The sequence below is a fragment of the Methylomagnum sp. genome, assembly GCF_054333355.1.
On the sequence record NZ_JBTEKS010000094.1, the window covers coordinates 1 to 13,187 of the forward strand.

Annotated in this window: 14 protein-coding genes; 5 read left to right on the forward strand and 9 right to left on the reverse strand. The window is 64.1% G+C overall.

From position 1 onward, the window contains the following. The first annotated feature begins 404 nt into the window (after nt 1-404). The 4 genes from ACXWUF_RS09350 (at nt 405) to ACXWUF_RS09365 (ending at nt 5,668) form a co-directional block, all read left to right on the forward strand. The gene (locus tag ACXWUF_RS09350; protein WP_458494401.1) at nt 405-815 is read left to right on the forward strand and encodes an exosortase system-associated protein, TIGR04073 family; all 411 of its coding nucleotides are present in this window, start codon (nt 405-407) and stop codon (nt 813-815) included. 348 nt (nt 816-1,163) lie between these two features. Beyond that, nucleotides 1,164-3,815, forward strand: a complete 2,652-nt coding sequence (locus ACXWUF_RS09355; RefSeq protein ID WP_458494402.1) for a PAS domain S-box protein — start codon at nt 1,164-1,166, stop codon at nt 3,813-3,815. 249 nt (nt 3,816-4,064) lie between these two features. After that, nucleotides 4,065-4,439, forward strand: a complete 375-nt coding sequence (locus ACXWUF_RS09360; protein ID WP_458494403.1) for a c-type cytochrome — start codon at nt 4,065-4,067, stop codon at nt 4,437-4,439. A 392-nt stretch (nt 4,440-4,831) separates the two neighbouring features. Next, nucleotides 4,832-5,668 (forward strand): LuxR C-terminal-related transcriptional regulator, encoded by an 837-nt coding sequence (locus ACXWUF_RS09365; protein WP_458494404.1) that lies wholly within the window; start codon nt 4,832-4,834, stop codon nt 5,666-5,668. An 87-nt stretch (nt 5,669-5,755) separates the two neighbouring features. On the opposite strand, the gene ACXWUF_RS09370 is transcribed toward ACXWUF_RS09365, so the two are convergent. The 6 genes from ACXWUF_RS09370 to ACXWUF_RS09395 all read right to left on the reverse strand — a co-directional run bounded on the left by ACXWUF_RS09370 (nt 5,756) and on the right by ACXWUF_RS09395 (nt 9,692). Then, nucleotides 5,756-6,985 carry a transporter gene (locus tag ACXWUF_RS09370; RefSeq protein ID WP_458494405.1) on the reverse strand — a complete coding sequence of 410 codons (1,230 nt, stop codon included), beginning with the start codon at nt 6,983-6,985 and terminating at the stop codon, nt 5,756-5,758. 80 nt (nt 6,986-7,065) lie between these two features. Continuing rightward, nucleotides 7,066-7,716, reverse strand: coding sequence for a C39 family peptidase (locus ACXWUF_RS09375; protein ID WP_458494406.1), 651 nt, complete (start codon nt 7,714-7,716; stop codon nt 7,066-7,068). 330 nt (nt 7,717-8,046) lie between these two features. Beyond that, complete coding sequence (locus ACXWUF_RS09380; RefSeq protein WP_458494407.1) at nt 8,047-8,406, reverse strand: hypothetical protein; 360 nt, start codon at nt 8,404-8,406, stop codon at nt 8,047-8,049. Nucleotides 8,407-8,447: 41 nt separating this feature from the next. Continuing rightward, complete coding sequence (locus tag ACXWUF_RS09385) at nt 8,448-8,738, reverse strand: hypothetical protein (RefSeq protein ID WP_458494408.1); 291 nt, start codon at nt 8,736-8,738, stop codon at nt 8,448-8,450. Nucleotides 8,739-8,856: 118 nt separating this feature from the next. Next, nucleotides 8,857-9,297 (reverse strand): hypothetical protein, encoded by a 441-nt coding sequence (locus ACXWUF_RS09390; protein ID WP_458494409.1) that lies wholly within the window; start codon nt 9,295-9,297, stop codon nt 8,857-8,859. A gap of 56 nt (nt 9,298-9,353) precedes the next feature. Beyond that, a complete protein-coding gene (locus ACXWUF_RS09395; protein WP_458494410.1) occupies nt 9,354-9,692 on the reverse strand; it encodes a hypothetical protein in 339 nt (112 codons plus the stop codon). A 410-nt stretch (nt 9,693-10,102) separates the two neighbouring features. Here ACXWUF_RS09395 and ACXWUF_RS09400 point away from each other — a divergent pair, with 410 nt between their 5' ends. Beyond that, a complete protein-coding gene (locus ACXWUF_RS09400) occupies nt 10,103-11,011 on the forward strand; it encodes a hypothetical protein (RefSeq protein WP_458494411.1) in 909 nt (302 codons plus the stop codon). A 34-nt stretch (nt 11,012-11,045) separates the two neighbouring features. Here ACXWUF_RS09400 and ACXWUF_RS09405 read toward each other — a convergent pair whose 3' ends face one another. The 3 genes from ACXWUF_RS09405 to ACXWUF_RS09415 form a co-directional block, all read right to left on the reverse strand. Next, nucleotides 11,046-11,354: a hypothetical protein gene (locus ACXWUF_RS09405; protein ID WP_458494412.1), complete on the reverse strand. Its 309-nt coding sequence runs from the start codon at nt 11,352-11,354 to the stop codon at nt 11,046-11,048. 91 nt (nt 11,355-11,445) lie between these two features. After that, the gene (gene nadD / locus ACXWUF_RS09410) at nt 11,446-12,084 is read right to left on the reverse strand and encodes a nicotinate-nucleotide adenylyltransferase (RefSeq protein WP_458494413.1); all 639 of its coding nucleotides are present in this window, start codon (nt 12,082-12,084) and stop codon (nt 11,446-11,448) included. A 172-nt stretch (nt 12,085-12,256) separates the two neighbouring features. Further along, the coding region (locus tag ACXWUF_RS09415; RefSeq protein WP_458494414.1) for a glycosyltransferase family 4 protein at nt 12,257-13,187 on the reverse strand (931 nt) is incomplete at its 5' end.

Sequence of the window (13,187 nt, forward strand, 5' to 3'; positions counted from 1 at the left end):
GGCGCACATCCGATTGAAACCAGCTAATTCTGTTGCATTCGTCATGCGCCGTAACCCACCATTCCAGTTAGCACGGTGGGTTACGGCGCACGACAAACTCGACGCCAAGCGCAGGGTTCTTGCGAAGTGTGCGCCTAACCCACCCTCCAAAGCTAACCTTGCCCTCCGGACTCGATCCGTCGCCGAGTGGGCTGCGTTGCCGGAAACGTCCCTCGTCCGCGTCGGGTCCGACGGGCTTATTCCGGCCCACCCATTTATCTGGCCCCGCTTCGCAATGTTTGAAAAAACCCCGCCATTTGCCTAATCTTGCTACGCTTGCCCATCGGCGGAGGCGCGATTCCGCCGGGCCGCACCGGACCATTACTCACTCAGCGAGGCCACTCATGTCCAGATATATAAGAACAATGGCATTCTCCGCCGCCATGCTGTTGCTCACCGGACCCGGCGCCATGGCGGCGGAAACGGACAATGGCTATGGCGAGGCCGTGGGGCAGAAGCTCGGCTCGGGCTTTTCCAACCTCACCCTGGGGATGTTGGAAGTGCCGAAGAACATCATCAGCACCTCCAATCAGACCAACCTCTTGTTCGGCATCACCGGGGGCACGATCAAAGGCATGGCCCACGCGATGGGCCGGGCATTCTCAGGCATCGTCGATATTGTCTCGGCCCCCATGGGCAACAAGCCCATCACCAACCCGCCCTATGTGTGGCAGAACTGGTATGTCGACACCCAGTACGGGCCTTATTTCCCAGCCAAGGGCCAGGGCGCGACGCCAACCGGCCCGACGGGCGCGGGAATGGGTCGAAAATATTAAATATCCACCTCCTAATTCTTTACCTCCCCCATGGAAGAGGGTTGGGTAGAATCCCTCATCGAATCCCGGAGCGGGCAAGCGCCCGTTCCGGTTCAAGCCGCACGGGGAAGTCCGGCGCCCGCCGCCGATTCCATCGTGACGCTCTTCCGCACCAGCCTTCTTGAGCCTCGCCGTGGCGCACTGAAGCATGGGCGCTCCGCCCGCGCCGGGGCGGGGCGGGCGGCTTTATGGAGTGCTTGCGGGTTCGCGCCTCCCCTGGACGGGCACGGCCACCAACACGGTGGAATCCCGGCCGGAACCCGCAAGCAACAGGGCAAGTCCGAGATTAAACAAACACCGGAATGACCGATGGACCGCGACACGAACGCCCGTTTGACCACGCTTGATCCCCTGACGCGGGCCGTGCTGGATGGCTGCGAGCATGGCCTGTGCGTTGTTGACGATTTGGGCTGCCTGATTGGCCTGAACGGCGAGGCGGAACGCCTGCTCGGTGGCCGGGAGGAAGCCTTGCGCGGGCGGCCCTTGGCGGCGGAACTGGGTTTGCACCCCGAAGCCATCACCGCCGGGGAATGGCTGAATTCGGCCAAGCCCGACCCCGCCGACTGCCGCCGGGTGGCCCGCTGGCGCCGCCCCGACGGTGGCCTGGTGATGCTGCGCTGCCGGATTGAGCCGGTGCTGTCCAATGGCCATCGGGTGGCTTTGCTCCGCCTTGAAGCGGCGGTGCCGAGCGCGCCGGAGACCGCCTTCTGCGACATCGAATCCAACTTCCGGGCCATCCTCGACACCATCACCGACGGCGTCATCGTCATCGACGAGCGGGGCATCATCCAGTTGCTCAACCCGGCGGCGGAACGGCTGTTCGGCTACCCGGAGGCCGAGGCCATCGGCCAGAATGTCAAAATGCTCATGCCCTCGCCGGATCGGGAACGGCACGACCAATACCTGGAAAACTACCGCCACACCGGCGTCAAGAAAATCATCAGCATAGGCCGGGAAGTGATGGGGCAGCGCCGGGATGGCAGCGTGTTTCCCATGTATCTCTCCATCGGTGAGTTGCAGCGGGGCGTGCAGCGCATGTTCGTCGGGATCATCCACGACCTGACGGCCCGGAAGCGGGCCGAGGACAAGCTGACCATCCTGTCCCGCGCCGTGGACCAAAGCCCGGCGGGCATCCTCATCACCGACCAGGAAGGCCGCATCGAATACGTGAACCGGGGCTTCACCCGGCTGACCGGCTACACGCCCCCGGAAGCCATCGGCCAGAGCCTCCGCATGTTGCGCTCGGGCCGCATGTCCGACGCCAGCTTCCGGGGCGAATGGAGCAGCCTCCGGGCCGGGGAGGAATGGCACGGCGAGGTCCAGGGGCGACGCCGCGACGGCGAGACCTATTGGGCGCTGGAGACCGTCACGCCGATCCGCGACGCGGCGGGCAAGGTGGCGCGTTACCTCGCCATGCAGCAGGACATGACCCAGCAGAAGCGCGACCGGGAGGCGCTCCAGGAAAGCGAGCGGCGCTTCCGGCTGGTGGCCGACATGGTGGGCGAGTGGCTGTGGGAGCAGGACGCCAGCGGCCACTACACTTACAGCAGCGCCGCCGTGCAGGGCATCCTGGGCTACGCGCCGGAAGAGATCATCGGCAAGCACTACCTGGATTTGCTCACCGAGGAGGACCGCAAGCTATGGTTCGAAACCTTGGCCCCCATCGGCCAGGTGACCGCGCCCTTCCGCAAGCTGCTCAATCACTACCGCCACCGCAACAGCCAGGAGGTCTACACCGAGTCCTCCGGCGCGCCGATCTTCGGGACCGATGGGCGCATCGTCAAATGGCGCGGCATGGATCAGGACATCACCGCCCGCAAGCGCTACGAGGACGCCCTGCGCCTCCGCGACCGGGCCATCGAGGCCGCCAACGTCGGCATCGCCATCGCCGACGCCCGCCAGCCGGGCTATCCGAACATCTACGCCAATCCCGCCCTGTGCCGCATCACCGGCTACACCCGCGAAGAATTGATGGGCCGGAGCCTGCGCTTCCTGCAAGGCTGCGACACCGACGAAGCCGCCCGCGACGCCATCCGCGACGCCTTGCGGACGGGCGGCGCCTGCGAGGTGGTCATCAAGAATTACCGCAAGGACGGGACGGCCTTCTGGAACGAACTGCTGCTCTCCCCGGTGCGCGACGAGGGCGGCGCCCTGACCCATTACATCGGCATCCAGACCGACGTGAGCGAGCGCCGCCGCGCCGAGGAGGAACGCCACGAGTTGGAAATCGCCCGGCAAATCCAGATGTCGTTGCTGCCCAAGGCGCCGCTGCGGCTGCGCGGCATCGAGGTGGCCGGCATCTGCGTGCCAGCGGCGCACGTCGGCGGGGATTACTTCGACTTCTTCGGGTCCGGCGACAACGTGGATCTGGTCATCGCCGACGTGTCCGGCCACAGCGTGGGCGCCGCGCTCATCATGGCGGAGATGCGCAGCAGCCTGAAGGCCGAACTGCGCCGGAGCCACAGCGAGCCGCCCGCCACCGCCGAAATCCTGGCGGCCCTCAACGATGTGCTGTACAGCGATCTGAGCGGGTCGGAGTTCTTCATCACCATGTTCTACCTCCGCTACGAGCTGACCACCCGGCGGCTGCGCTACGCCAACGCGGGCCACAACCAAGCCCTGCTCATGCGGCGCGGCGCCAACGGCTGTGCGCAACTGGACGCGGAGGGCTTGGTGCTGGGCGTCAGGCGCGAGGTGTCGTTCGAAGAAAGGGGGCTGGTGCTTAGCCCCGGCGACCGCCTGCTGATGTACACCGACGGCGTGACCGACGCCCAGGACGAGCAGGGCGAATTCTTCGGGCTGTGCCGCTTGTGCGAGGCTTTCCGCCGCCATGGCGACCACCAACCGCCCGAAGCCATGATTCAGTGCCTGCTGGAAGATTTGCGCGCCTTCCGGGGCAAGGCCGACTTCGAGGACGACATCAGCATGGTGGCGGTGCGGGTGGGTGGGAGCGGGCTTTAGCCCGCGACCGGGACCGAGCGAATCGCGGATGGCCGCGCCTTCGGGCGATAGGTTTAGTCGCGGCTAAAGCCTGCTCCCACGGATGACGATGAATTTCCACGGATACCTGTCCCAACCGCCCCGTCCTCCCCTGCCCAAGCGCCCCGTCTCCTGCTAATTTACCCGCCGCTTCGATTCGACCCGGCCCGCCTCGGCGGGGCCGGGTTTTGAGAGTGGGCCAAGGTCAAAAAATAGTCTCGGGGAAAATCCATGTCCAATACCTCCTCAAAAACACCCAGCCTGATGATTCTCACGCTGATACTGTCCGCCTGTTCCAAAACCGCCACCCACCCGCCGCCGTCCGGCCACGCCCATCAACCGGATTATCGGCAGGGCATGTACGTGTATAACGCCCACTGCGGCGAGTGCCACAATACCGGCAAAAATAATGCCCCCAGCCTGTATGACCCACTGGAATGGGACACCCGCGCCTTAGGTTTCCCGGGTATTTTCGAGAATCATGCCAGCAAGGGATTTCTCGGAATGCCGGGCAAGGGCGGGCATGATGCATTGAGCGAGGATAATATCGCCGACGCCGTGCATTACATGATCCGGCAAATCGCCAGCGAGGAGGAGGACGATTGAGCTTCCCGGCCTTGCAACGCTTTGGGCCGGGAATGTCTGGATTATCAAGCAGCGGCGCTAGTCGGCCCTGTCAGGGTCGTGGGGAATTTTAGTCACCAGCGCGTTGGTCGGTAAGTCTCCGTATGCATTCTGGCCTGGGAACTTGTTATAAGATGTTTGGCTAATTATTTTTAACGCGGATGGCTTATTAGATCTCGATAGGAATAATAAGCCTTAAGGACATGGCGATGATTCTTGGCCTGACATACGCCTAAATAGGTATTAAAAACCCAAGCGGGGTTTTCGATGATCGGTTGAGGGCCGGGATTTCGAGCAACCCTAAAAGGAAACCATGGCCACCGGAATAATATCCGGCCAATCCTTCGCCATTATATAACCAGGGAGGTTGCACAATGGCTTCCGGTATCGGAAACAGCGAATGCTTAGATTATTTGGATAATCTGGCGGGTGCCAACGAATCCCGCCCCAGCGGATTACCCCTGTTCGCGGTCGAGAATGCGTTCCAAGCGGTGGAGGCCGGGGCGACGGAAAGCTTAAGGGCGTGCATCGTGCTGATTGATCCACGGCCCCTCTCGCGAACCTCAATTTCCCGCCTGCTATCGGGGCCTTTCCCCGCCAACCGCCGGTCGGAGGACTTCTCCGTGTGGCCCGTGGCGAGCTTCGAGGAGTACTACTCGGCCCCCCCCGCCCACAACACCGAGGTGGCCTTGATGATCTTCAACCTGGGCGGCCTGTGTCCGCTGGATGAAAAGATGCGCATGGACCACGCCCGGATGCGGGAGGACTTCCCCCGTGTTCCGCTGGTCATCCTGTCCGATTGCGCCAACCCCAACCATATCCTGGGCGCCTTGCGGGACGGCGCGCGCGGCTATATTCCGTCGGCGCTGGAACCCTCCATGGTGATGCAGGCCATCCGGCTGGTGCTGGCGGGCGGCACCTTCATTCCGCCCGGCGTGCTGGCCGCCGACGCCGATCCGGGCGGAACGGGGGAGCCATCCGCCGCCGAGAAGGACGGATTCGTGCTGCCCTGCGAACTCACGCCCCGCCAGACCGAGGTGTTCGACCTGCTCCGGCAGGGCAAGTCCAACAAGGTCATCGCCTACGAGCTGGGGATGCAGGAAAGCACGGTCAAGGTCCACGTCCGCCAGATCATGCGCAAGCTCAAGGCGATCAACCGGACCCACGCGGTGTTTCTGGCGACGAGCTTTGGCGGGGAGGCGTCGGATTAACTGGCCGTGAAGTGGGAGCGGGCCTCAGCCCGCGACCCGCTAACGCTGACGGCGGGAGGCGGCGCGGGCTGAAGCCCGCTCCCACGGTCAAAGCGCGGGCAAAAACGGCAAATCAAACCGCTTCGCCAGCGACACGCCCACGGTGTAGTCCGGCGAATCGCTGGTCAGCCCAATCCCCGCCGTGAAATCCAAGAACAAGCCCTTGCCGAGGATCGACGAGGCACCGAAGTTCAGGGTGCTGCTCACCCGGTCGGTGCCCTTGAGGGCGTCGCCGTCGACCTCCACCCGGTCCACGAAATTCTGATTGAGGATGACGCGGAGCGAGGTCTCGGGGCTGGCGGCCAAGATCGCGCCCAATGAAAAGGACAACACATCGCCGGGCCTGACGTTGCGCTTCTCGAAGGCCGACTGGTAGGCCACGCTGCCGATGAACACCAGCGGGTCTTGGCGCTTGGTCACGGTGATGGAGCCTTGCAGCTCGTCGAAGCCGCTGCCCAGCACCACCCGGTTGGGCGTCTGGCCGGTGTCGCTGTCCCAGGTCAGCCGGGCGATCACGTCCGGCCACCAATGCTTCTCCTGAAGCAAGGTCTTCGCCAGGCCCAGCCGGATGTCGCCGAAGCCGGTGCCCTGGCTGTCGTCGTAGCTCAGCACCCCGCCGCCCTGGCTCACGACGGTTTCGCGGTCGATGGATTGATAGGGCACGTAGAACTCAAGCTGCGAATCCAGCGGCAGCCCCAAGCGCATGAACACATTGCCGCCGATGAAATCGGAGCGGGTGTCCACGGCGGCGGCGACCATGCCATTGCTGCCATTTTGGGCGCGGACCAGGGCGGGGAAGTCGTTCTGGGCGTGGTTGTAAGAGAAGCCCGGCTGCACCTCGAACTGCCCATAGGGCAGCAGCAACGCGCCGGTGATGACCAGGGTCCGCTCCAAGGCGCGCTGGGCGGCCTCCTCGTCCACCTCGAACTGACCCGGCGCGGCCGCCCCGGCCTTGGGGCGCGGCGCGGACGCTTGGCCGGGGGGCGGCGGCGGGCTGGGCGCGGCGGCGGTGGGCGGCGGTGGCGGGCTGGTCGATGAGGCTGGCGGCGTGGCGGGCCTTCCGGCTTGGCGCTCCAACGCCTGGACGCGCTGTTTCAGATCGTCGATCAGCTCGTCACGCTGCTCGATTTTCTCCAGCAATTCGCGGGTGGTGGGGGTCTTGGCGGCGGCGTCAGCGGGCGGCGAAGGAAGCGCCGCCAATACGGCGGCAGTCAGCGCGGCGAGTGGGGCGAGGCGGGAAGGGGCGGGACCGATGAACGTGCGCGTGACTGGCGCCATGACTCCTCCTTGGGCGGTGGGGGCGACTGACCGTTCGGCTGGGGTAGCGAAGCGCGAACGGTGAGCCGCGTAGATTCCGTTTATTGCAGCATCACAAAGTCCCGGTCGCGGGGCGCCAACTCGCTGAGGGGTGGGACGCCGTCCTTCCGGGAGACGACAAAGCCTACCTTGCCGATCCGCGGATAGTCAATCCACACCTCCTCGAACCGCTCCACCCGCATGGTCCGGTTGCCCCAGGCCGGGTCGGCCAACAGCACCCGGTCGCCCTTCAACCCCCGGAACACCACGAAGTGGTTATAGCCGTGCATGTTCAGGGCCACCATGATGGGCGCCTTCGCGATGAGATCGGCGAGGGTGAGCTTGCCGAAGCCGGTCCCCTCGTAGCCGCGCTGGTCCACGTAGCGCTTGAGGTCCAGCAGCGAGAAACCCTGGCGGATTTGCACCAGGCCGGGATTCTTGACGTATTCATCCCGCCGCATCAAACCCTTGGCGACTTCCTTTTCTCCGATCATATCGCCATGCTGATAATTGAGCAGCGTCGCCAGCGCCGCCGCCCCGCAGCTAATATCGAACTGCTGCACCACCACATGGTCGCGGCGCATTTCCAGCAGGGATTGGACGGGTTTGCGCCCATCGGGATATACCGGCCCGGCCATGATTATCAGAAACGGAATAATCCAGGCCATGGCTGGGTTTAGGGAGAAAGGAATACCTGATGAATTCTTGGGCATGGCAGGAATCTCCATCACAATAAGCTGCGGGATGGGTGGGGATGCGCCATGGAAATATCGCCAATTCCAAAAAACCTAATGGCGCGATGGGTTACGGCGCACTCAGCGTCATTGGAATCTTCGGCCCAGCTCCAAGTGCGCCTCCACCCATCCCACAAATTGAGAAAAAAAAGCCCCCGCGCCGTTCTCGGATACGCGGGGGCATGAAACCCTTTTGGAAGGACTAACCGGATAAAGCCTGATTATTCATTCCCCCGCCCAAATCCCCACGCCATCGTGGAAAACGGGCAAGGCCGGCTTATCAAAGTCCGGGTCCCATCATCGCGAAGCTTACTGGATCGTGGCCGCCGAAGCCGTGGCGCTGACGGCGCTGGCACCGCCGATGATCTGCCCGTTGATGATGGTCAGCGCGGACAGGCCAAACGAGGTGTTTTGACCGGCGGAGGCGGCAAAGGCATTGGGAATCGTCGTGTTTGTGGCGGCCTGGGCTACGGATTGGGAGCCGGACTCCACATTGCCGATGCCCACGCCCACCGTCTGAACCACCGCGTTGGCAATCGGAACCACGATGGCCCCGGCGGTCACGCCGTCCATGTCAGCCGCGCTTAATTGAATGGCTTCCTCGGCGCCAGCCTGGCTGGCCAGGGCGAGCAGGGATGCCGCCGCGATCACTGAGCTAAAGGTTTTCATGCTAAATCTCCTGTTGGTCTAGCGTTGTTGGCGAACTGGCTTCAGAAGGACGAAGCGGCGGCGGCGGCTTGGCTCGTCGACTGGACATAGGCCAGTTGCCCGGCCTCGGTCGGAACGATAGTGACGATGCGGACATCGGTCAGCGTCGCGGTGAAGGTCGCGGCGCTAATCAGGCCGAACGCGGAAGCGGCGGTTTCCGCCAAGGCCGCGCCACCCGCCGTGACGCCGTCCATCTGCGCTTCGTTCAACGCCACGGGTTCGTCGGCGGCGACCACGCCGCTAATCGCCAGTAAGGCGCCCGTCGCGATGGCTTTCAGAAATTTAGCTTCCATAAATCACTCCTTGTCGAACTTCTGCTGGGATTTTCCCGATCCTGCACGCCTTCCAGGCGCGATGGAGCGGGGTTTTTTTGGCTGCGCGATGCAAGCCAAAACGGGTTCGCGCCTTCGCTTAAAAACGATTGGGCAGCAAAGGCGTGCTGAATTTGAGGGTGGCCCCCGAGGTGATATCCACCCCGCCCACGGTCAGGCCGCCACCCACCGTGTAGCTTTGGCCGTGGCCCGAGGGGACATTCGCCGTGGGACTGACGGCGGTGTTCGAGGTGCCGTTGCCCAGGGTCAGGGTCGTGGCGGTGCCGGCGGCGGCGGCGAAATAGCCCCTGAGCACCGGGTTATCGGCGGCGGTTTGCCCCACGGTGGTGGCCCCCGTGGTGGTGGCGCGGGCATAAATATCGCCCGCCGCCTGGGCGACCACCACGACGGCGGCATCCGCCCCGGCGGCGGTCACGCCGTCCAATTCGGCGGGGGTGAGTGGTTCGGCCCGCGCGCTGTCGGCGAGGGACAGGGCAAGCGTCGCGGCCACAGCGAGGACGCGGTTTTTCTGGTTCAACATGACGGCTCCGTTAGCTGGGTGAAAGGAATAACCGGGTATCGGCACCAGTGACTCGGTTAATGAATGGGCAGGGCGAAAACCCCGAAACCAAGCGGACCCAAATCACCGAAGAGCGTCGCCGCCAAAGGATCAAGTCCGTTCGTGGAAACATGCTGGATGACGATCCCGTCGGCGACGGCCAAGCCCGCGCCACTCGATGTGGAGTTTTGGCCGTTAAGGGCCGAGGCGCTGGCGGCGGAAGACTGGGCGGAATTGGCGCCGGTGGCCCCCACGGCGATGCTGGACGTGCCCGCCGTGACGGCGTCAAGCTCCACAGGTCCCATGGGCATCGGCTGGGCCTCCGCGACGGCGAGCGCGTTACCGCACGCCAGCAAAATATAAAAGGGTATTTTCACGGGAATCTCCTTATTTAAAACAGCCATTCAGGCGTGGGAATCCATCAAAAATCTGACTTATTTCAAACATTGTCTTGGAGATGCGCCTCTGGCTTGCGAAATAAGTTATATATTTTTCCCGCCGGTCAACATTCGCCATTGGGCGTAACCGCCCCCCCTGTTTAGGCTAGACTAAGCCATTCGCCGGAACCCAAAGGTAATAAGCGCCTTTCCGGATAACTGGTCGCTGAGTATCAAAACCCGCGCCCCGCCGCCATCGCCAGTAATAGCGCTTATTTACTAGCCCTCCCGCCAACTTCATTATTTTTACGCCGTCGTTTACCAATATAGCCTTATCCATTACATCGAACGATGGACCACTTACCGGGATTCAGCGTTTATCAATGAAATTCAGCCAAAAGGTAACGACAATGCGCGGCATAAGTTTTAGTGCGGGTTTACTTTCCTTATCCTTCGCCCTCGGCGCGGGGGCCGACGCGCCCGATACAACGCCGACGACACCCAAGCCGCCCGAGACCGCCGGGAACGTCGTCATTTCTTCCGCCGTGGACGCCGCCTGCTTCGCGAACAGCATCGCGGAAGCCCTGGCGACGAGCCAGTTCGATTGGGCCTGGTGGGAGCCGTTGGGATACGGGAGCGCCGCCGAGGCGATCAGCGAGGCGCTGAGCTACAGCGTGGCGGGCATCAGCTTCAACATGCGCTTCAATGTCGTCGCCAATCCGGTGGGGGGCGCGGTGAGCCAATTGGATTTCCAGGCCAACATCGACAACGGCAGCCTAGTGCTGGCCGCCACCAACGCCCGGCATTCGGCGCGGCGGTTCGCCCGGACCTGGCGGGACGATTGGAAATACTCGCCACGCAGCCGGGGCGTTGCCTGGGTCACGGACGGCGCGCGCACCGGGCGCGCGGTCACGAGGGGCAGAAGCAATGCCAGCCAAACGGGTGGCGCCGAGTCGGGCAATTACGCCAGCGCCAGCAATTATGTGTTTGTCAGCGGCACCAGCATCGACAGCTTCCACAATCAATTGAGTTTCAACGCCTACTCGTGGAGTTCCGCCGCCAGCAACTCCTACGCGGCGCTATTCGTGCAATCCGCCTCCGCCCTGGGTTGGCGGATGGGCCGTCAATTCGCGGCGGCGGCGGGCAAGGCCATGGCGAAGGCCATCGCCGAAACGGCGACGCGGGTGGAGGTGGATTTGGAATACAAGACGGTGGAGGGCGGCGTGGGCGTCCAGAAGGCCACGGTGACGCTGGCCTGCGGCAGCGGGTCTTCCGCCACCACCGAAGCCTACGCGGAGGAGGAGGATGACGGTGAATGAGAGCGGATGATTACGGTTTGGTGGCCTCTTTCGATCAGCCGCTGAACCTCCTCCTGTGGGGCGGGCGGCCCGGCGTGGGGGGGCGGACATGGATGTTGAGGAGGCGGAGCTGCTCCGCCTTCAGGCGGTCCCGCTCCGCCCCGTTGGGCGCCTCGCGGACTTGGTGCATGAGGTCGTGCAACTTGGTGAGGAATTCCTGGGTGCGCTTGAGTTCATCGACCCGCTCCCGGGCGCCCATGGGCTTGGGATTTTCCGGCACCGAGAACCCGCCGCCGCCTTGCGCCCTGGCGGCCAGCGGCACCAACAACAAGCCCACGAAAACCATGTTTGTCGTCCGCGCCATGATTCGCCTCCTTGCGTCGTGATGGCTAATGTTAAGAGGTTAGACGGCGGAAAACGGGGCGCTGCGCCCGAAGGCGCGGGAAATCACCGCGTCAGCCGATCCGGTACAAATCCAGGCGGCGGATCAAATCCAGCACGACATCGGGGGTGAGATAGCGGGGGCTGCGACCGGCGGCGATGGCCCGGCGAATTTGGGTCGCGGAAATGTCGAGCTGGGTGACGGGGATGAAGTGGATGAATCCCGCCGGGCTTTTGCGTAGCGGCTCGGGCGTGGCGGTGGCGCGGCTGTCCAATTCGGCCCGCAATTCGTCCGGCATTTCGGGTGCCGATCCGGGCCGTTGCATGACGAGGATGTGGGCCAGTTCGAACAACGCCCGCCAGCGGTGCCAGCGGTGCAGATTCAAGAAAGCGTCGAGTCCCACGATCAAACACAGCGGCTCGGCGGGGCCGATGTCTGCCCGGATGGAGCCGAGCGTATCCACCATGTAGGATGGCCCGGCGCGTTCCAGTTCGCGGGTGTCGATGCGGAAGCCCGGTTCGGCGTCTTCCAGCGCCGCCCGCAGCATCGCCAAGCGCTGTTCCGGGGTCGCGCCCGGCGCGCCCCGGTGCGGGGGAATCTGGCTGGGGATGAGGCGCACCTCGTCCAGCCCGGCGGCCTCCTTCACCTCCAGCGCGGTGCGGAGGTGGCCGTAGTGGATGGGGTCGAAGGTGCCGCCGTAAATTCCGATCATGTCCAGTCATGTAGGTTGGGTGGAGGTGCGCACCCGTGGCACAAGCAACGCCCCGATGGACCTGCCACGCGTAGCATTTCCCTTCGTCAGGCGGGCGGGGAGTCGGCGCATGGCCGTGGTTCACATCCTCTTTTTACCATGACCTCAGAACAGAATAAGAGCCACCAAGAAACTACGTCAGCAGCCCTCGATAAATCGCTAGCGTCTTCTCAATCACCCGCGCCACCCCGAACTCCGCCTCGGCGATCTCCTGCCCGCGCCGTCCCAGCCGTGCCCGCAAGTCCGCGTCCGCCAGCAGCCGCTCAAGCGCATCGACCAGCGCCGCCACATCGCGGGGCGGCACCAGCAGGCCATTCTCGCCATTTAGCACCGCCTCCCGGCAACCGGGCATGTCGGTGGTGACGATGGCTCTGCCAGCGGCGGCGGCTTCCAGCAAGACCTTCGGCACGCCCTCGCCGTAATAGGACGGCAAGCAAACGATATGACAGGCCGCGAAAATGGCCGGCATGTCGGCGCGCTTGCCCCACCATTCGACCACACCCGTTTCCCGCCACCGCTCCAACTGCCCACGGGGAATGGCACCGAGATTGGCGTCGTCGGAATCCCCCACCAACACGAACCGCGCCGCCACGCCCTCGTTCCGCAATTGTTCGGCGGCGGCGACGAATTCGCCCACGCCCTTGTCCCACAGCATCCGCGCCGCCAGCACCGCGACGGGCACGCCATCCGGTTCGGGCGCGGGACGGAATTGTTTCAGGTCCACGCCGGAGCCACGGATGAGCGCCGCCGCGTCCGGCCTGAGGTGGCACGCCCCGACCAATAGGCGCAAGTCGTCGGGGTTCTGCACGATGACCCGGCTTCGTCCGCCGTTCAGCAGCCAGCGGAAGGCCAGCTTCACCCCGGCGCGGAGCCAGCCGCCGTCCCGCCCGAAGATGTGGCCGAGTCCCGCCAGCGCGTTGACCACGCGGGGCACGCGGGCCAGCTTGGCGGCGAGGCTGCCGTACAGCACGGGCTTCATGGCGACGTTGTGGAGCAGGTCGGGCCGCTCGCGGCGGAGTATCCGGTAGAGCCGCCAGACGGTCAGCCATTCGGTGAAAGGATTG

Excerpts from the sequence above, each read along its gene's own strand:
- ACXWUF_RS09360 (WP_458494403.1), top strand. The coding sequence starts at position 4,065 with ATGTCCAATACCTCCTCAAAAACACCCAGCCTGATGATTCTCACGCTG.
- ACXWUF_RS09370 (WP_458494405.1), bottom strand. The coding sequence starts at position 6,985 with ATGGCGCCAGTCACGCGCACGTTCATCGGTCCCGCCCCTTCCCGCCTC.
- ACXWUF_RS09350 (WP_458494401.1), top strand. The coding sequence starts at position 405 with ATGGCATTCTCCGCCGCCATGCTGTTGCTCACCGGACCCGGCGCCATG.
- ACXWUF_RS09390 (WP_458494409.1), bottom strand. The coding sequence starts at position 9,297 with ATGTTGAACCAGAAAAACCGCGTCCTCGCTGTGGCCGCGACGCTTGCC.
- ACXWUF_RS09365 (WP_458494404.1), top strand. The coding sequence starts at position 4,832 with ATGGCTTCCGGTATCGGAAACAGCGAATGCTTAGATTATTTGGATAAT.
- ACXWUF_RS09385 (WP_458494408.1), bottom strand. The coding sequence starts at position 8,738 with ATGGAAGCTAAATTTCTGAAAGCCATCGCGACGGGCGCCTTACTGGCG.
- nadD (WP_458494413.1), bottom strand. The coding sequence starts at position 12,084 with ATGATCGGAATTTACGGCGGCACCTTCGACCCCATCCACTACGGCCAC.
- ACXWUF_RS09355 (WP_458494402.1), top strand. The coding sequence starts at position 1,164 with ATGGACCGCGACACGAACGCCCGTTTGACCACGCTTGATCCCCTGACG.
- ACXWUF_RS09405 (WP_458494412.1), bottom strand. The coding sequence starts at position 11,354 with ATGGCGCGGACGACAAACATGGTTTTCGTGGGCTTGTTGTTGGTGCCG.
- ACXWUF_RS09380 (WP_458494407.1), bottom strand. The coding sequence starts at position 8,406 with ATGAAAACCTTTAGCTCAGTGATCGCGGCGGCATCCCTGCTCGCCCTG.
- ACXWUF_RS09375 (WP_458494406.1), bottom strand. The coding sequence starts at position 7,716 with ATGCCCAAGAATTCATCAGGTATTCCTTTCTCCCTAAACCCAGCCATG.
- ACXWUF_RS09400 (WP_458494411.1), top strand. The coding sequence starts at position 10,103 with ATGCGCGGCATAAGTTTTAGTGCGGGTTTACTTTCCTTATCCTTCGCC.